Annotated in this window: 14 protein-coding genes; 3 read left to right on the forward strand and 11 right to left on the reverse strand. The window is 71.8% G+C overall.

Annotated elements, in window-relative coordinates; all coding sequences use genetic code 11:
* Positions 1-733: 733 nt before the first annotated feature.
* The 9 genes from tyrS to argC form a co-directional block, all read right to left on the reverse strand.
* A complete protein-coding gene (gene tyrS, locus Bequi_RS04445; protein WP_249736769.1) occupies positions 734-2002 on the reverse strand; it encodes a tyrosine--tRNA ligase in 1269 nt (422 codons plus the stop codon).
* Positions 2003-2145: 143 nt separating this feature from the next.
* Positions 2146-3579 (reverse strand): argininosuccinate lyase, encoded by a 1434-nt coding sequence (gene argH / locus Bequi_RS04450; RefSeq protein ID WP_249736770.1) that lies wholly within the window; start codon positions 3577-3579, stop codon positions 2146-2148.
* Positions 3576-4820, reverse strand: a complete 1245-nt coding sequence (locus tag Bequi_RS04455; protein ID WP_249736771.1) for an argininosuccinate synthase — start codon at positions 4818-4820, stop codon at positions 3576-3578. The genes argH and Bequi_RS04455 overlap by 4 nt, the downstream gene beginning before the upstream one ends.
* 50 nt (positions 4821-4870) lie before the next feature.
* A complete protein-coding gene (locus Bequi_RS04460) occupies positions 4871-5434 on the reverse strand; it encodes an arginine repressor (protein ID WP_249736772.1) in 564 nt (187 codons plus the stop codon).
* Positions 5431-6447: an ornithine carbamoyltransferase gene (gene argF, locus Bequi_RS04465; RefSeq protein WP_249736773.1), complete on the reverse strand. Its 1017-nt coding sequence runs from the start codon at positions 6445-6447 to the stop codon at positions 5431-5433. Before argF ends, Bequi_RS04460 begins: the two co-directional genes overlap by 4 nt.
* A 1-nt stretch (position 6448) precedes the next feature.
* Positions 6449-7720, reverse strand: a complete 1272-nt coding sequence (locus Bequi_RS04470) for an acetylornithine transaminase (protein WP_430623092.1) — start codon at positions 7718-7720, stop codon at positions 6449-6451.
* A complete protein-coding gene (argB, locus tag Bequi_RS04475) occupies positions 7713-8651 on the reverse strand; it encodes an acetylglutamate kinase (RefSeq protein WP_249736774.1) in 939 nt (312 codons plus the stop codon). Before argB ends, Bequi_RS04470 begins: the two co-directional genes overlap by 8 nt.
* On the reverse strand, positions 8648-9817 hold the full coding sequence (argJ, locus tag Bequi_RS04480; protein WP_249736775.1) for a bifunctional glutamate N-acetyltransferase/amino-acid acetyltransferase ArgJ: 1170 nt from the start codon (positions 9815-9817) through the stop codon (positions 8648-8650). The genes argB and argJ overlap by 4 nt, the downstream gene beginning before the upstream one ends.
* A 48-nt stretch (positions 9818-9865) precedes the next feature.
* Positions 9866-10978, reverse strand: a complete 1113-nt coding sequence (gene argC / locus Bequi_RS04485; protein WP_249736776.1) for an N-acetyl-gamma-glutamyl-phosphate reductase — start codon at positions 10976-10978, stop codon at positions 9866-9868.
* A 154-nt stretch (positions 10979-11132) separates the two neighbouring features.
* Between argC and Bequi_RS04490 the strand changes: the two genes are divergently transcribed.
* Positions 11133-11966 carry a DUF981 family protein gene (locus tag Bequi_RS04490; RefSeq protein WP_249736777.1) on the forward strand — a complete coding sequence of 278 codons (834 nt, stop codon included), beginning with the start codon at positions 11133-11135 and terminating at the stop codon, positions 11964-11966.
* Positions 11967-12086: 120 nt separating this feature from the next.
* Here the strand turns inward: Bequi_RS04490 and pheT are convergent, their stop codons facing one another.
* Together pheT and pheS are read right to left on the reverse strand one after the other, a co-directional pair.
* A complete protein-coding gene (pheT, locus tag Bequi_RS04495; protein WP_249736778.1) occupies positions 12087-14702 on the reverse strand; it encodes a phenylalanine--tRNA ligase subunit beta in 2616 nt (871 codons plus the stop codon).
* Between the two features lie 3 nt (positions 14703-14705).
* Entirely contained in the window at positions 14706-15824 is a 1119-nt protein-coding gene (gene pheS, locus Bequi_RS04500) for a phenylalanine--tRNA ligase subunit alpha (RefSeq protein ID WP_249736779.1), read from the reverse strand.
* 351 nt (positions 15825-16175) lie between these two features.
* On the opposite strand from pheS, the gene Bequi_RS04505 reads away from it, so the two are divergent.
* A complete protein-coding gene (locus tag Bequi_RS04505; protein ID WP_249736780.1) occupies positions 16176-17276 on the forward strand; it encodes an S-(hydroxymethyl)mycothiol dehydrogenase in 1101 nt (366 codons plus the stop codon).
* Positions 17277-17287: 11 nt separating this feature from the next.
* Positions 17288-17962, forward strand: coding sequence for an MBL fold metallo-hydrolase (locus Bequi_RS04510; RefSeq protein WP_249736781.1), 675 nt, complete (start codon positions 17288-17290; stop codon positions 17960-17962).
* The last annotated feature ends 46 nt before the right edge of the window (positions 17963-18008 follow it).

An 18008-nucleotide genomic window follows, 5' to 3' on the forward strand; every position in this document is an offset into this window, starting at 1 on the left:
AAATTGACACGCTATTGAGATTTCAAACAGCACGCGCACACCCTCACGCCACCACAATGGCAACCGCTCAGGGGCACTGCACCGGATCCAGGCCGAAACCCGTTCCGAGCGAATCACTTCGTCGCTCCGGCACGAGAAGCTACTCTAGTAGATCCCCGCGGCACTTGCAACTCCACGATCCGTGCTCTGCGTCACATCCCGATCAGGTCAGCATCTGACACACAGCACTTGAATTTTCAGTTCGTCGTCCTGGGCACTTCCGCGGCACTCGATCCGGCCAGCAGGCCTTCCCTCGTTCCGCTCGGCTCACCCGGCGACAGAGAAAACATTACGGGCCCCCCGAACCCCCCGTCAAACCCGCCGTTCACCCCCTGGTAACCCTCATTAGGGGGCATCACTGCAGGTCAGGGGGCTATGCGGCTCGCGGTTCATCCAATATTCCATGGCGTGTGACCCGCAGATGCGCGCGGGGTCACATGGCCGGTGCGGGGATCTGCCCTCCTTCACCCCGGTGCGTCCGTTCTCCTCCTGCGCCCGAGATCGGTGCCTGCAGTGCGCCACCGCCGACTCCTCCCCCGCAGCTCAGCCGCACACTCCGCCGGGTGCAGCGATGGGCCCCTCCCCCTTCCGCGCGAGCGGAGGAGAAGAGGCCCATCGGAGCGGGGAGCTCGGAGACACGGATCCTCGGCCGTGACTCAGAGCGCGGCTCGCCCGGTCCCATGCGCACTCGCGATCAGGATCCGACCCGCACCATCGCCGCAGCCTTCCGGCCTCGGCGCAGCAGCACGTGCCGACCCGGCAGCAGCGCGAGCGACTCGAGGGCGGCCTCGGCGCCGTCGGCATCGATCTCCTCGCCGTTCACGCTGAGCGAGCCCTCCGCACCGGCCCGGCGCACAGCGCTCTTCGAGGTCAGCACGCCGCTCGCCACGAAGGCATCGGCGATCGAGGTCGCGGGAGCCGCATCCACCGTCGTCAGCTCCGCGGCGAGCGCCCGCACCGTCTGCTCGTCGAGGGCGCGCACATCCCCCTTGCCGAACAGGACCGCGGCCGCGGCGGCGGCCTGGTCGGTCGCCACCTGCCCATGCACGAGCGTGGTCATGTCATCGGCCAGGAGCTTCTGGGCCGCGCGGCGATGGGGCTCGGCGAGCGTCGCCTCCTCCAGCTGCGCGAGCTCGTCGCGATCGCGGAAGGTGAAGAAGCGCAGGTAGTTCATGACGTCGGCATCGGCGGCGTTCAGCCAGAACTGGTGGAAGGCATACGGGCTCGTGAGCTCGGGATCGAGCCACACGGCCCCGCCCTCGCTCTTGCCGAACTTGGTGCCGTCGGCCTTGGTGACCAGGGGAGTGGTGAGCGCGTGGGCGTCATGCCCTTCGACCTTGTGGATCAGATCCACCCCGGACAGGAGGTTCCCCCACTGGTCGTTGCCCCCGTACTGCAGGGTCACGCCATGGCGGCGGTGCAGCTCGAGGTAGTCCAGTCCCTGGAGGATCTGGTAGCTGAACTCGGTGTAGCTGATGCCCTCATCGCTCGCGAGGCGCCGGGCGACGGTCTCCTTCGCGAGCATGGTGCCCATGCGGTAGTGCTTGCCGATGTCGCGCAGGAAGTGCAGCGCGCTCATCTGCCCGATCCAGTCGAGGTTGTTGACCATCTGCACGCCGTGCTCGCCCTCGAGGTCGAGGAAGCGGGAGATCTGGCCGCGCAGGGACTCCACCCAGCCGGCGATCACGCTCTCGTCGTTCAGCACGCGCTCGCCCGACATCCGCGGATCGCCGATGAGACCGGTCGCTCCGCCCACCAGGGCGAAGGGCTTGTGCCCGGCGAGCTGGAAGCGGCGCATCGTCAGGACCTGGGTGAGGTGGCCGACGTGGAGCGAGGACGCGGTCGGGTCGAATCCGCAATAGAGGCTGACGGGGCCATCCGCGAGAGCCGTGCCGAGCGCCTCGCGCCCGGTCGTCTGCACCACGAGCCCGCGCCAGTCGAGCTCGTCCAGGATGGTCTGCATCGAAGCCTTCTCCTCTCCTCGGCCCGGCCGAGGTGCTGCGGGTCCCGTGCGGATCCGCCGTTCCATTGTGTCAGTCGCAGCGGGGCCCGTCGCGCGAAATTCCGCCGACGGGCCCCGCCCTGCTGTCCGCGCGCAGAGGCCGCTCAGCCCCCGTGCGCTCCCGCGCCGGTGAACTGTCGCAGCTCGCCGCTGCGGCGCAGGACCTCGAGCTCCTGCTCGGCGACGCGAGGCCCGGCCGTTCCGCCCTTGGCATCGCGCGAGTCGATCGAGCCCTCCACGCTCAGCACTTCGCGGACTGCGGGGTCCAGGTGCGCGGAGATCCCGGAGAGCTCCGCGTCGGTGAGATCCCACAGCTCCTTGTCCTGCTCCTCGGCCTTCGCCACGCACGCCCCCGAGATCTCGTGGGCTTCGCGGAACGGCACGCCGCTGCGGACGAGCCAGTCGGCGATGTCGGTGGCGAGGGAGAAGCCCTGCGGGGCGAGCTCCGCCATCCGCTCGGTGTTGAAGGTGAGCGTCGCCATCATCCCGGTGAACGCCGGCAGCACGAGGGCGAGGGAGTCGACCTGGTCGAAGATCGGCTCCTTGTCCTCCTGCAGATCGCGGTTGTACGCCAGCGGCAGCGCCTTCAGCGTCGCGAGCAGCCCGGTGAGGTCGCCGATGATCCGCCCCGTCTTCCCGCGCGTGAGCTCGGGGATGTCCGGGTTCTTCTTCTGCGGCATGATCGAGGAGCCCGTGGAGTAGCCGTCATCCAGGCGGATGAACGAGAACTCCTTCGTGTTCCACAGGATGATCTCCTCGCTCAGGCGCGAGAGGTCGATCGCGGTCATTGCGAGCACGAAGGCGAACTCCGCGGCGATATCGCGCGAGGCGGTGCCGTCGATCGAGTTCCACACGCTGCCGGTGAACCCGAGCTCCTCGGCGACGGCCTCCGGATCGAGGCCGAGGGAGGAGCCGGCGAGCGCGCCGGAGCCGTACGGCGAGATCGCGGCGCGCGCGTCGAGGTCCTGCAGGCGCTCCACATCCCGCAGGAGCGGCCAGGCGTGCGCGAGCAGGTGGTGGCTCAGGAGCACCGGCTGGGCGTGCTGCAGATGGGTGCGGCCGGGCATGGCCGCCCCGTGCACCTCGACCGCGCGGGTCTGCAGCACATCGACCAGATCGAGGATCATCGCGCCCAGGCGCCGGGCCTCGTCCCGCACGAACAGGCGGATCAGGGTGGCGATCTGGTCGTTGCGCGAGCGGCCGGCGCGCAGTCGGCCGCCCAGATCCGCGCCCGCCCGCTCGATGAGGCCGCGCTCGAGAGCGGTGTGGACGTCCTCGTCGGACGGGTCTGCCGCGAAGTCCCCGGAGGCGACGTCGCGCGCGAGCGCATCCAGCGCCTCCTGCATCCCGGCGAGCTGCGCATCATCCAGCAGACCCGCGCGGTGCAGCACGTTGGCATGCGCCTTCGAGCCGCGGATGTCGTAGGGAGCGAGCCGCCAGTCGAAGTGCGTGGAGTCCGACAGCGCCGCGAGGGCGGGCGCCGGGCCCGACGCGAAGCGCCCGCCCCACAGGCTCAGACGTGCAGCCTTCTCGCTCACGCCTGGTCCGATCCGGCCGGCTCCACCGCGAGGTCCTCGGCGTTGCCCTGGGCGACGTCGCGAGCGGCGGCCTGCTTCGCGGCCAGTCCGTAGATTTCGATGAAGCCCTTGGCCTGGGACTGGTCGAACTGGTCGCCCTCGTCGTAGGTGGCCATGCCGTAGTCGTACAGGCCCGTCTCCGAGCGGCGGCCCGTGACGGTCGCCCGGCCGCCGTGCAGCACCATGCGGATGTCGCCGGAGACGTAGCGCTGGGTGTCCTCGATGAAGGCGTCCAGCGACTTCTTCAGCGGGGAGAACCACTGGCCGTCGTAGACCAGCTCGGTCCAGCGGTCCGAGACGCTGCGCTTGAACCGGCTCTGCTCGCGCTCCAGGGTCACGCGCTCGAGCTCCTGGTGGGCGGTGATGAGCACCATCGCGCCGGGAGCCTCGTAGACCTCGCGCGACTTGATGCCCACGAGGCGGTCCTCGACGATGTCGATCCGGCCGATGCCCTGCTTGCCGGCGCGCACGTTCAGCTCCTGGATCGCCTGCAGGGGCGTGACGGTGCGGCCGTCGATCGCGACGGGGATGCCCTGCGCGAAGGAGATGATGACCTCGTCGGCCACCGGCGGGAACGCGGGATCGTCGGTGTAGCTGAAGACGTCCTTGGTGGGCTCGTTCCAGATGTCCTCGAGGAAGCCGGTCTCGATGGCGCGGCCCCACACATTCTGGTCGATCGAGAACGGGTTGTGCTTCGTCGTCGCGATGGGCAGGTTGTGCCGCTCGGCGTACTCGATCGCGCGGTCGCGGGTCAGGGCGAGGTCGCGCACCGGCGCGATGCACTTGAGCTCCGGGGCGAGCGAGGTGATCGAGACCTCGAAGCGCACCTGGTCGTTGCCCTTGCCGGTGCACCCGTGGGCGACGGTGGTCGCGCCGTGCTTCTTCGCGGCGCGCACCAGGTGCTTGGTGATGACGGGGCGGGAGATCGCCGAGACGACGGGGTAGGCGTCCATGTACAGCGCGTTCGCCTTGAGCGCCGGCATGCAGTACTCCTCGGCGAACTCGTCGCGGGCGTCCGCCACATAGGCCTCCACGGCGCCGCAGTCGAGGGCGCGCTGGCGGATGACCTCGAGGTCCTCGCCTCCCTGGCCGACGTCGACGGCACAGGCGATGACCTCGGCGCCGGTGGCGTCGTGGATCCAGCCGATGGCGACGGAGGTGTCGAGGCCGCCCGAGTAGGCGAGGACGATGCGTTCAGTCACGGGTGATGCTCCTTCAAGCGGGTTCTGCGATGGTCTGGGGAATCGGGACGTCAGTCGGAGGCGGGGGCGCCCGCGCGACGGTTCTGGGCGTAGCCCAGGAGACGGCGGACGAGCTCGGCGGCCGAGTCGGCGCTGCGGGTGATCAGCAGGATCGTGTCGTCCCCCGCGATCGTGCCGAGCACGTCGGTCAGCGAGCTGCGGTCGATGGCCGAGGCGAGGAACTGCGCCGCGCCCGGAGGGGTGCGCACCACCACGAGGTTATCCGCTGCGACGGCCGACGCCAGCAGCTCCTCGATCAGGCGCGGGAGGCGCGCCTCCATGTGCTCGGCGCTCACGGCATGGCGCTGACCGGGCTCGGCGCCGTCCGCGGGCACCTGGTAGACGAGTCCGCCGCCGCTGCCGCGCACCTTCTCGGCGCGCAGCTCGACGAGGTCCCGCGAGAGCGTCGCCTGGGTGACCTCGATCCCGCTGGCCAGGAGCAGCTCGGCGAGCTGGGCCTGGGAGGCGACCTCCTGGTCGGTGAGCAGCTCGATGATCCGCTGCTGGCGGGCCGTCTTGGACTGCGCGACCGTCGGCACGAAGGACGCGACGGCGCCGAGGGCGTCGGCGCTCATCGGCCCTCCCCCTGCGAAGGCGACGCTGCGAGGGGGCGCGCATGCGCGGCGGTGGCGTCATCGGGGTGATCGATGAGCCAGGTCATCAGCGCCTTCTGCGCGTGGAGGCGGTTCTCCGCCTCGTCCCACACCACCGAGGCTGGCCCATCGATGACCGCGGCCTCCACCTCCTTGCCCCGGTAGGCCGGGAGGCAGTGCAGGAAGATCGCGGGCCGCTCGCCGCTGCCGGCGCGCTCCATCAGGTCCTCGGTCACGGCGAACGGGCCGAACACGGCGGCGTCGCGACCGGACTCGCCCTCCTGGCCCATCGAGACCCAGGTGTCGGTGATGACCGCATCGGCCCCTGCCACGGCCGCCGCGGGATCCTCGGTGACGCTGACGGCCCCGCCCGTGCGCTCCGCGATGCGCGCGGCATCGGCGAGGATCTGCGGATCCGGCTGGCGACCGGCCGGGGCGGCGATGCGCACATCCATCCCGGCGGTCGCCCCGCCCAGCAGGTAGGAGTGGGCCATGTTGTTCGCGCCGTCGCCGAGGTAGGCGAGGGTGCGTCCGGCGAGCGCCGCATCGCCCTTCGAGAATCCGCCGGTGTGCTGGGCGATCGTCTGGAGGTCGGCGAGGATCTGGCAGGGGTGGAACTCGTCGGTCAGCGCGTTGATCACCGGGACGCTCGCATGCTGCGCCATCTCCTCGATGCGCTCCTGGCCGAAGGTGCGCCACACGATCGTGGAGACCTGGCGGGTCAGCACGCCGGTGGTGTCGGCGATCGACTCGCCGCGGCCCATCTGGCTGGTGGCCGCATCGAGCACGAGCGGGCTCCCGCCGAGCTCGGCGATCCCGGTGGCGAAGGAGACGCGGGTGCGGGTGGAGGCCTTGTCGAAGATGACAGCGACCGTGCGGGGCCCCTCGAAGGGCCGACGGGCGAAGCGGTCCTCGCGCAGCGCCGCGGCGAGCTCGAGGACCTCCTTCTGCTCCGCGGGGGTCAGGTCGTCATCGCGCAGGAAATGGCGGGGCATCTCAGGACTCCTTCTGCGCCGAGAGCTCCTCGGCGCGGTCGAGCAGAGCGGGCAGGGCCGCGAGGAACGTGTCGATCTCCTCGGCAGAGATGATCAGCGGCGGGGCGAGACGGATGGTGCGAGGGTTCGCCGCGTTCACGATGAACCCGGCCTCGAGCGCCGCCGTGACGACCTGCGGCGCGATCGGAGCGGCGAGCGCGATGCCCTGCAGCAGGCCCGCTCCGCGCACGCCCTCCACGCGCTCATCCTCGGCGGCGAGCGCGGTGATGCCGGCCTCGATCTGCGCGCCGCGGGCACGGGTGCGCGCGAGCAGCCCGTCCTCTTCGATCGTGCCGAGCACGGCGAGCGCGGTCGCGGCCCCGAGGGGGTTGCCGCCGAAGGTCGTGCCGTGCTGGCCTGCCTCCAGCAGCGTCGCGGCGGGCTCGCCGAAGGCGATCACCGCGCCGATCGGGAAGCCGCCGCCGAGGCCCTTGGCAAGGGTCATCACGTCGGGCTGGAGATCGGGGATCGCCTGGTGGCGGAACCACTCCCCCGTGCGGCCGACGCCGGTCTGCACCTCGTCGAGCACCAGCAGAGTGCCGTGCTCGCGGGTGAGGCGCCGCGCCGCGCGCAGGTACTCCTCGCCGAGCGGCTGCACTCCTGCCTCGCCCTGGATGGGCTCGAGGAACAGCGCGGCGACATCGCCCGGAGCGAGGGCGGCCTCGAGCGCCGGGATGTCACCGGGGGCGAGGAACTCGACGCCGCCGGGCAGCGGCTCGAAGGGCGCCCGGTAGGCCTCCTTGTGCGTGAGAGCGAGCGCGCCCATCGTGCGGCCGTGGAAGGCCTGCTCGAGCGCGAGGACTCGCGGGCGTCCCGTGCGGCGCGCCATCTTGAACGCCGCCTCGTTGGACTCCGTGCCCGAGTTCGTGAAGAACACGCCCGATCCCTCGGGAGCCTGCGCCAGGCGCAGCAGCGTCTCGGCCAGCTCGATCTGCGCGGGTGTCGCGAAGAAGTTCGAGACGTGGGCGAGGGACACCGCCTGCTTGGACAGCGCCGCCACCAGATCCGGGTGCGCGTGGCCGAGAGCGTTCACGGCGATCCCGCCGAGGAGGTCGAGGTACTCGCGGCCCTGGTCGTCCCACACGCGGCAGCCCTCCCCGCGCACGAGCACGCGCTGAGGGGCCCCGAACACCTGGATCAGGGAGCGCGTGTAGCGGCCCCCGTAGGCGAGAGCGTCCTGCTGGTCCTGCTGATCTTCTGGATCCTGCTGGGTCATCGCGTCCTTCTCAGACATAGTCGTCCCTCCGCACCATCGTGCCCACGCCCTTGTCGGTGAAGACCTCCAGGAGCACGGCGTGCTCGATGCGCCCGTCGATCATCGCGGCGGTGCGCACGCCCGCGTCGACCGCGTCCAGGAGCGACTCGGCCTTGGGGATCATGCCCTCGGTGAGCCCCGGCAGCATCGCGCGCAGCTCTGCGGCGGGGATGTCGGGGATGAGTGAGGAGCGGTCGGGCCAGTCGCGGTAGAGCCCCTCGACGTCGGTCAGCATCACGAGCTTCTCGGCGTCGAGACCCGCGGCGAGGGCCGCGGCGGCGAGATCCGCGTTGATGTTGAGGACCGCTCCCGTGGGCCTGCCGTCCTCATCGATCTCGGGGGCGATCGAGGAGACGACGGGGATCCGGCCGGCCTCCAGCAGGTCGCGGATCGAGCCGGGGCGCACGTCGGTCACCGCGCCCACGTGCCCGAGGTCGACGTCCTGGCCGTCGACCTGTGCGGCGCGGCGGCGCGCCGAGAACAGCCGCGCGTCCTCCCCCGACATCCCGATCGCGAACGGTCCGTGCTCGTTGATGAGGCCGACGAGCTCGCGCCCGACCTTGCCGACCAGCACCATCCGCACGATCTCCATCGTGGCCTCGTCGGTCACGCGCAGGCCCGCGCGGAACTCGGAGGCGATGCCGACGCGCTGCAGCATCTCGTTGATCTGCGGCCCGCCGCCGTGCGCGACGACCACATGGATGCCGGCGGCGCGCATGAAGACCATGTCGGCGGCGAAGGCGCGGCGCAGGCGCTCGTCGATCATCGCGTTGCCGCCGTACTTGACCACGACGATCTTCCCGGCGAAGCGCTGCATCCACGGCAGCGCCTCGATCAGGATCTCGGACTTCTCGCGGGCGTCGGCCTGCTCGGCGGTCAGCTCGGCGAGCGGGTTCTTGGAGATGCTCATGAGGAGTAGGCGCTGTTCTCTTCGACGTAGTCGTGCGTGAGGTCGTTGGTCCAGATGTCCCCGCTGGCGCCGCCCGCGCCGAGATCGACCTCGATGAGAGTCTCGCGCGGGGTCATGTCGACCGCAGAGCGGTCCTCGCCGAGGCCTCCCCCGCGGCACACCTGCACGCCGTTGATGGTGACCGCGAGGTCCGCGGGGTCGAAGGGGGCGACGGACTCGGGCACGCAGCCGGCGGCCGCGACGATGCGCCCCCAGTTGGGGTCGTTGCCGAAGATCGCGGCCTTCACCAGATTGCTGCGGGCGATCTCGCGGGCAACGGCGAGCGCCGCCTGCTCGGTGCTCGCAGAGCGCACGAGGACGTGGACGTCGTGGCTCGCGCCCTCGGCGTCGGCGACGAGCTGTCGGGCGAGCCGTGCCGACACGTCCCGCACGGCCTCTTCGAGCTCGCCGGGCGCGGGGGCGATGCCGCTCGACCCGGAGGCCAGCAGGATGACGGTGTCGTTGGTGGACATGCAGGCATCGGAGTCGACGCGGTCGAACGTCGTCGCGGTCGCGGCGCGCAGCGCGGACTGCGCGGCACCTGCGGTGACGTCGGCGTCGGTGGTGAGGACGACGAGCATCGTGGCGAGCTGCGGGGCGAGCATCCCCGCGCCCTTGGCCATCCCGCCGACGGTGATCCCCGAGGCGGTGGTGACCTGGGCGGTCTTCGGCACCGTGTCGGTGGTCATGATGGCGCGAGCGGCGCCTGCCCCGGCGGTCTCCCCGGCCGCGAGCTGCTGCGCGGCGGCGTCGGCTCCGGCGAGGAGCGTCGGCATCGGCAGGCGCTCGCCGATCAGGCCCGTCGAGCAGACCAGGACGTCCTGCGCGGAGAGCTCCAGCAGGTCGGCGACGTGCTCGGCGGTGCGATGGGAATCGAGGAACCCCTCGGGGCCGGTGCAGGCGTTCGCCCCGCCCGAGTTCAGGATGACCGCACGGGCGCGGCCGTCGGCGACCGCCTGGCGGGACCACTGCACGGGCGCGGCCTGGACGCGGTTCGCGGTGAAGACCGCGGCGGCGACGTCGAGCGGCCCGTCGTTCAGGACGAGAGCGAGATCGGGGGCGCCGCTGGCCTTCAGACCAGCGGTGACGCCGGCGGCGCGGAAGCCCTTCGGGGCGGTGACGGACATGGGTTCTCCCGGAGGTTCAGGTGCGGGCTGCGGGCGGAGCGGAGACGGTCAGGGGGCGAGCGCCGTGCGGGTGAGGCCGAGGCCCTCGGGGAGGCCGAGGGCGAGGTTCATCGACTGCACGGCTGCGCCCGCGGTCCCCTTCACGAGGTTGTCGATCGCGCTGATCACCGTGACCTGGCCGGAGCGGCGATCGACGGTCGCGCCGATGCGCACCGTGTTCGCGCCCGTGACCTGCTGGGTCGAGGGGAACTGCCCGGGCGGCAGGACCTGCACGAAGTGCTCGCCGTCGTAGTCCGCGAGCAGCGCGCCGAGGAGGTCGTCCTCGGTGACGTCGGGAGCGGCAGGGGTGGTGAGCACCGCGAGGATGCCGCGGCTCATCGGCACGAGCACGGGGGTGAAGGTGAGGCGCGCATCCTCGATGCCGCTCGCCCGGCGCACGTTCTGCAGGATCTCGGGGATGTGCCGGTGCGTTCCGCCGACGCCGTAGGGCGCGGCTCCTCCGGCGGCCTCGGAGAACAGCAGATGCTGCTTCGCGGTGCGGCCCGCGCCCGAGTAGCCGACCGGCAGCACGGCGCTGAGGGCCGAGGGGTCGATCAGCCCGGCCCGCAGCAGCGAGACCAGTGCGAAGGTCACGGCGGTCGCGTTGCAGCCGGGCACGGCGATGCGACGCGCCGAGCGCAGGAGATCGCGCTGGCGCTCCGGGCCCTCCTGGCCGGCGCCGAGGAGCGGGAGCTCGGGCATGCCGTAGGTCCACGTCCCCGAGTGCTCCGTGCCGTAGTAGTCGGCCCAGTCCTGCGCGCGCTCGAGGCGGTGGTCGGCGCCGAGATCGACGATCAGCGCGGCGGGATCGAGGCTCTCGAGCTCCGCGGCGATCCGGCCCGACTCCCCGTGCGGCAGTGCGAGCACGACGACGTCGTGGCCGGCGAGATTGTCGGCCGTGGTCTCCTCCAGGAGGAGGGAGCCCGGGACGTCCACGTGGGGAGCGACCTCGGCGAGCGGACGACCGGCGCTCGAGTGGCCGGTGACGGTCGCGACGTCGATCCCCGGGTGCGCCGACAGCAGTCGCAGCGTCTCCCCGCCCGCGTAGCCGGAGGCGCCGACGACCGCGGCCCGCAGGCGCGTGGCCTCGGCGGCGGCAGGGAAGGTCGCGATCTCACTCATGCGCAGAACTATACAGGCCCATGCATATGCACGCACCTTGGGGGCGGTGGCCTCCGCCACTCGCTCCCCGCGGCGCCCGAAAGAGGTGCCTACAGTGGCAGGACAGGGCATCAGCCCTGGTCAGATGAATAATCCGTACACAACAGGAGCAGTGGTGAAAGACTTCTTCACCGGCGAGAAGACGCCGGGAATGATCGACTGGGCGAGCATGCCCACGTACAACACCATCATGTCGCTGGTCGCAGGGGCCGGACTGATCGCCCTGGTCATGTTCGCGCGCGATCTGATGCGCCAGCAGTCCGCGCTGGCATCGCGCCCCGTCGCCGGGGCCGCCGACGTCGAGGCGGGGCCGCGGGGCGAGATCGCCCCGGTCGAGGACGGCCTCAGCACGGACGGCTGGGCCCTGACCTTCGGCGTCCTCGGCCTCATCCTCAGCGTCACGGGGCTGCACATGACCCTCACGTGGCCGCTCGCCGCAGGCGGCTTCGCCTTCGACAACATCATCTTCGGGGAGCCGAGCCTCGCGTTCGGCGTCCTGATGGGAGCGCTCGCGCTCTACCTGTGGCGCCGCGGGGATCGGATCACCGGCTCCGCCCAGCCTGTGCGCATGGTCGCCCGCGCGGCGAGGCCGCTGTCCGTGCTCATCGCGGGTCTCGGGCTCGCGCTGCTCGGCATCATGTTCGCCGGCATCGTCTACCAGTTCTTCGCCGCTCCCCCGCAGGAGCCGATCTCCGGCGCCTTCGCGGACTACCCGTGGCTCGAGGCGTGGGCGCTGTCCCTCGTGTTCGGGCTGGTGGGCGTCGGCGCGCTGCTGTTCCCCTTCGCTGTGCGCCAGCTCGCGGCGCCGACACCCGCCGGCACTGCCGCGACCTCCGGGGGCGCCGCGAAGGCCGCCGGATGGATCTGGCTGATCACCGGCGTGATCTTCCTGCTGTTCGGTGCGATGAACTTCTACACGCACATCGGACTGGTCGTGAACACCCAGTGAGCGCGGCTGCACGGCAGGGCTGAGCCTGCCGTGCGGACCGGAACGAAGAGGGGGCCCTGCCATGCGGCAGGGCCCCCTCCTCGTGTGCGCGCGGCGCGGGCACCGCGCAGCTCCGTGCCCTCAGGCGCGCAGCACTCCCCCGACCGCCGCATCCACGGCCGCGATGCAGCGCTCGCGCGCGGCGGCGATGTCCTTCGCCGAGAGCGTCCCCTCGGCCGAGCGCAGCCGCACCGCGAAGGCGAGGGATTTCTTCCCCTCGCCGACCTGCTCGCCGGTGAAGACGTCGAACAGGTGCACGCTCTCGAGCACGTCCCCGATGCCGACCACGATCGCCGCCTCCACGGCCGACGCCGGGACGGACTCGTCCACCACGAAGGCGAAGTCCTCCTTCGCCAGGGGGAAGGTCGGCACCGCCTCTGCGCGCACGACTGCCGGAGCAGCCGCGATCAGGCGATCGACATCCACCTCCAGCGCGCTCGTGCGGGCAGGCAGACCCAGCTGCTTCACGACCCGCGGATGCAGCTCGCCCGCGTGGCCGACGAGCTCGCGCTCGCCGTTCTCCCCCACGACGTGCAGGGCGGCGCCGCGACCAGGGTGGAAGGGGGCGTGCTCGCTGGCGGAGACCTCGATCTGCGCGCCCGTCGCAGCGGCTGCGCGATGGGCGAGGTCGATCGCGTCGGCCCAGCCCCACGGCTCGGCCTGGCCGCGCCACGACGCGGGGCCGCTGGCCCCGCCGAGCACCGCAGCCAGACGCTGCGGCTGCGCAGGCAGCGCCGCATCGATCTGCGCGAGCTCCTCAGCGCTCGGCAGCGCGGCAGCTGCGGGCACAGGAGCTCCCTGCCCCGCCTCGCGCGGCAGGTAGACCGAGGCGAGCTGGAACACCGCGACGGACTCCTGACCGCGGGCGAGGTTCAGTCGCGCGACGGGCAGGAGCGACTGGAGGAGCGCGGTGCGAAGCAGCGGCTCGTCCTCCGTGAGGGGGTTGCGCAGCCGCACGGCGGCGCGGCGCTCATCGCCCTCCCCGTATGCATGGGCGTCGAACACCGACTCGGCGATCCACGGCGCGCTGGTGACCTCCACCAGTCCCGCCTCGGCGAGAGCGGTGCGCGCGGCGCGTCGGCCCCGCTGCGCGCGGGTGAGACCCCGGCCGCCGGGAGCGCTGGGCACGATCGAGGGGATCCGGTCGTAACCGACCAGTCGCGCGATCTCCTCCACCAGATCCTCGCGGATGCGCAGATCCGGCCGCCAGGTCGGCGGGGTCACGAGGAGCGCGCCGTCCGCTTCGCCGCGCTCGACGCTGCAGCCGATCATCTCGAGGCTGCCGCGGACCTCCTGGGCCGTGTACTCGATGCCGACGACGCGCGCGGCAGCGTCCTCGGCGAAGGCGATCGGAGCCGGAGCGGCGGGGAAGCCCTCGAGCCGCTCGTCGGTGATGCGCTCGTCGATCTCGCCGCCGCCGAACTCGACGATCAGCTCGGCGGCGCGGCGCGCGGCGATCGGCGGCAGCAGCGGGTCCACCCCGCGCTCGAAGCGCTTGGAGGCCTCCGAGGGCAGGCGGTGGCGCCGCGCGGAGCGGGCGATCGTGATCGGGTCGAAGGTCGCGGCCTCGATGATGACGTTCACGGTCTTCTCGGAGACCTCGGTGGAGGCCCCGCCCATGACGCCCGCGATGCCGATCGCCCGGTCGCCGCTCTCGCCGCCGCAGTCGGCGATCACGAGATCGGCCGGGTCCAGGGCGCGCGGCTTGTCGTCGAGGGTCTCGAGCATCTCGCCCTCGTGGGCCCGGCGCACCACGATCGGCGCGACCAGCTGGTGGCTGTCGTAGGCGTGCAGCGGCTGGCCGAGATCGAGCATGACGTAGTTCGTGACGTCGACGATCAGGGAGATGGGGCGCATTCCCGCGAGGGTCAGCCGCTCCTGCATCCACCGCGGCGAGGGCGCCGACGGGTCGACGCCGCGGACCTCCACGGCGACGAAGCGGGTGCACCCGGCGGCGCCGCGCACGGGGGCATCGTCGCTCAGCTGCACCGGGATCCCGCCGCGGCCGCCCTCTGCGGGGACGACCGTGCTCGCCGGATCGGTGAAGGGGGCGCCGGTCGCGTGCGAGTACTCCCGGGCGACTCCGCGCATCGAGAACGCATAGCCGCGGTCCGGGGTCACGTTGATCTCGACGACCTCCTCGCCGAGGCCGAGCAGCGCGATGGCGTCGTCGCCGGGCTCGGCGGTGACGCCCTCGAGCGTCCCCTTGCCGACGACGATGATGCCCTTCGTCTCCTCGCCGACGCCCTCGCCGAGCCCGACCTCGGCGGTGGAGCAGATCATGCCGTCGGACGTATGGCCGTAGGTCTTCCGGGCGGCGATCGGGAACGGCCCGGGCAGAACAGTGCCGGGCAGCGAGACGATCACCAGGTCGCCGGGCACGAAGTTGTGCGCGCCGCAGATGATCCCGCGGCTCGGACGCTCCTCGCCCGGCTGGGGATCCTTCGGGCTGTCGTGCTCCTCGTTGTGCTCGGGGCCGACGTCCACGCGGCACCAGTTGATGGTCTTGCCGTTCTTCTGCGGCTCCTTGACGAGGTCCAGGACGCGGCCGACGACGAGCGGGCCGGTGACCTGCGCGCCGTGGATCGCCTCCTCCTCGAAGCCGACGGAGACGAGATCGGCCGCGACCGACTCGGCGGTGGCGCCCGCGGGCAGCTCGACGTGCTCGGCGAGCCAGTTCAGGGGAATGCGGGGCATGCCTCAGATCTCCGTTCCATAGTGCTGGGAGAAGCGGACGTCGCCCTCCACGATGTCGTGCATATCGGGGACGCCGGAGAGCAGCATCAGGATGCGCTCGATGCCGAGTCCGAACGCGAAGCCCTGGTGCTCCTCCGGATCCACGCCCGCCGCGCGCAGCACGTTCGGGTGGACCATGCCGCAGCCGCCCATCTCGATCCAGCCCGTGCCCCCGCAGACCCGGCAGTCGGGGTCGGGCGCGTGGTCCAGGCCCAGCCGCGCCTCGCAGCGGAAGCAGCGGAAGTCCATCTCGGCGCTGGGCTCGGTGAAGGGGAAGTGGTTCGGGCGCAGGCGCGTGACGACCTGGGGGCCGAAGAAGTGCTGCGCGAACGCATCCAGCGTGCCGACCAGGTGCGCCATGGTCAGGCCGCGGTCGATCGCGAGGCCCTCGACCTGGTGGAACACGGGCGAGTGCGTCGCGTCCATCTCGTCGGCCCGGTACACGGTGCCGGGGCAGGCGATGTAGAGGGGTGCACCGCGCTCGATCATCGCGCGGATCTGCACGGGGGAGGTCTGGGTGCGCAAGAGCATCCCGGAGCCCTCGGGCGCGACGTACAGGGTGTCCTGCAACGAGCGCGAGGGATGATCAGGATCGGCGTTCAGGGCATCGAAGTTGAACCACTCGGCCTCGACCTCGGGCCCCTCGGCGATCTCCCAGCCCATGCCGACGAAGAAATCCGAGATCCGGTCCGCGAGGGTGGTCAGCGGGTGGCGCGCGCCGCGCGGGCGGCGCGCCACGGGCAGCGTGACGTCGACGGTCTCGCTGCCGAGCGCCGCCTCCTCCTCGGCGGCGGCGAGCTCCTCCTGGCGAGCGGTGATCGCCTGGAAGACGCGGCCCTTCGCCTGGCCGAGGATCTTCCCGGCCTCGGCCTTGCTCTCCTTGGGGAGGTCCTTGATCCCGCGGTTCGCGGTCGAGATGACCGAGGCGTCGCCGGTGTGCTCGATGCGCACGGTCTTCAGCTCGGCGGTGGTCGCAGCGGCCGCGATGGCGGCGAGCGCGGCGTCCACGGCCGCGGTGATCGCGGGTCCGTCCAGCGCGCTGGGGGCGGAGTCGTCGGCGGGAGCAGGGGGCGTCTCGGACACAGGGATCGCTTTCGTCCGGGTGGGGAGGGCGGCGAGCGCCCAGGGCCCTCCCATTCTAGGAGGGCCTGCACGGTGCGCCGTTCCCGAGCCGCTGAGATGCAGAGCCGCCGCATGCCGGGGCCTCTGCGCGGGACAGCGCACGTCAGCTGCTGTCGCCCGCATCACAGCAGAACCGTCGCTCCAGCGTCCGCCCACGTGCAGGAGTGCACGTGACCGGCCGCTGGGGCGAGGAGTCTGCTGCTGCCGCTCGGGGTCCGGGCAGGCGCCGCGGCTACCCTGGGCGCAGACCGCCACCGCGGGCCCCGCCGCCGCCCGAGCAGCGGGGCCCGCACCGAATCCGAGGAGCAGCCCATGCCCCAGACCGTGAAGGGCGTCATCGCCCGCGCCGCCGGCGAGCCCGCCGAGCTCGCCCGCATCGTCATCCCCGATCCCGGCCCGAGCGACGTCATCGTCGACATCCAGGCCTGCGGGGTGTGCCACACCGACCTCGCCTACCGCGACGGCGGCATCAATGACGAGTTCCCGTTCCTGCTCGGCCACGAAGCGGCGGGCCGCGTCGCGCAGGTCGGCGACGCCGTCACGCACGTGAAGGTCGGCGACTTCGTGGTGCTGAACTGGCGCGCCGTCTGCGGGCAGTGCCGCGCCTGCCGCAAGGGCGTGCCCGAGTACTGCTTCGACACCTCGAACGCGTCGGCCGCGATGACTCTCGAGGACGGCACCGAGCTGACCCCGGCGCTCGGCATCGGCGCGTTCGCCGAGAGGACGATCGTGCACGAGATGCAGTGCACGAAGGTCTCCGAGGAGGCCGCGCCCGAGGTCGCGGGGCTGCTCGGCTGCGGGGTGATGGCCGGGATCGGCGCCGCCGTGAACACGGGCGCCGTGCAGCGCGGGGAGTCCGTGGCGGTGATCGGCCTGGGCGGAGTGGGCTGCGCGGCGATCGCCGGCGCCGTGCTCGCCGGTGCCACCACCGTGATCGGCATCGACATCCAGAAGGACAAGCTCCAGGCCGCCTCCGAGCTCGGGGCGACGCACACCATCGACTCCAAGGACCTCTCGCGCGAGCAGATCGTGGAGAAGGTCCAGGAGCTCACCGGAGGTTTCGGCGCCGACGTCGTCATCGACGCCGTCGGCATCCCCTCCACCTACGAGACCGCCTTCTACGCCCGCGACCTCGCAGGGCGCGTCGTGCTCGTCGGAGTGCCGCGCCCCGAGGTCGAGCTGACCCTCCCGCTGCTGGACGTCTTCGGGCGCGGCGGGGCGCTGAAGTCCTCGTGGTACGGGGACTGCCTGCCGGAGCGCGACTTCCCCTACCTCACCGACCTGCACCTGCAGGGCCGGCTGCCGCTGGAGCGCTTCGTCACCGGCACCACCGACCTCGCCGGCGTCGAGGACGCCCTGAACTCCCTGCACGAGGGCCCCGTGCTGCGCACCGTCGTGCGCATCGACCGCTGAGAGAGGCACCCATGACCGTGAACCAGTCCCCCGCCCCCGCCGAGCATGCCGACAGCGCTTCCGGCACCGAGGCCCGCATCGACCACACCACCACGAAGGGCACCTTCACCCTCGACGGCGAGACCCACGAGGTGGAGAACAACGCCTGGGTGCTGGGCGATGACGCCACCTGCGTGGTCATCGACGCCCCGCACGACGTCGATGCCGTGAAGACGCTCGTGGGCGACCGCGAGTGCGTCGGCATCCTCCTCACGCACGCGCACGACGACCACGTGCGCTTCGCCCCCGAGCTGTCCATGGCGCTCGAGGCGCCCGTGCTGCTGAACCCCGCCGACCAGGAGGTCTGGGAGCTCACGCACGGCGACCTGCCCTGGGACGACGACATCGAGGACGGCGACGTCTTCACCATCGCCGGGCTGGACATCGAGACCATCGCCACCCCGGGCCACTCCCCCGGCTCCGTCTGCTTCTACGTGCCGGCTCGCGGCTGCCTGTTCAGCGGCGACACCCTCTTCGAGGGCGGGCCCGGCGCGACGGGCCGCTCCTTCTCGGATCGGCCGACGATCGAGCAGTCCATCCGCGAGCGCCTGTTCACGCTGCCGGAGGAGACCGTCGTGCACACCGGCCACGGCCCGGACACGACGATCGGCGCGGAGAAGCAGACCGCAGAGGGCGACTGGGCCTGAGCGCTCCCGTCGCTGCGCGGCAGGGGATGAGGACCGGGCCCGTGCC

It is taken from the genome of Brachybacterium equifaecis (assembly GCF_023509525.1).
GTDB classification, from domain to species: Bacteria; Actinomycetota; Actinomycetes; order Actinomycetales; family Dermabacteraceae; genus Brachybacterium; species Brachybacterium equifaecis.

Coding starts and splice junctions, on each gene's coding strand:
- tyrS (WP_249736769.1), bottom strand. CDS start 2,002: ATGCAGACCATCCTGGACGAGCTCGACTGGCGCGGGCTCGTGGTGCAG.
- Bequi_RS04460 (WP_249736772.1), bottom strand. CDS start 5,434: ATGAGCGCCGACGCCCTCGGCGCCGTCGCGTCCTTCGTGCCGACGGTC.
- argF (WP_249736773.1), bottom strand. CDS start 6,447: ATGCCCCGCCATTTCCTGCGCGATGACGACCTGACCCCCGCGGAGCAG.
- Bequi_RS04470 (WP_430623092.1), bottom strand. CDS start 7,720: ATGTCTGAGAAGGACGCGATGACCCAGCAGGATCCAGAAGATCAGCAG.
- argB (WP_249736774.1), bottom strand. CDS start 8,651: ATGAGCATCTCCAAGAACCCGCTCGCCGAGCTGACCGCCGAGCAGGCC.
- argJ (WP_249736775.1), bottom strand. CDS start 9,817: ATGTCCGTCACCGCCCCGAAGGGCTTCCGCGCCGCCGGCGTCACCGCT.
- argC (WP_249736776.1), bottom strand. CDS start 10,978: ATGAGTGAGATCGCGACCTTCCCTGCCGCCGCCGAGGCCACGCGCCTG.
- pheT (WP_249736778.1), bottom strand. CDS start 14,702: ATGCCCCGCATTCCCCTGAACTGGCTCGCCGAGCACGTCGAGCTGCCC.
- Bequi_RS04505 (WP_249736780.1), top strand. CDS start 16,176: ATGCCCCAGACCGTGAAGGGCGTCATCGCCCGCGCCGCCGGCGAGCCC.
- Bequi_RS04510 (WP_249736781.1), top strand. CDS start 17,288: ATGACCGTGAACCAGTCCCCCGCCCCCGCCGAGCATGCCGACAGCGCT.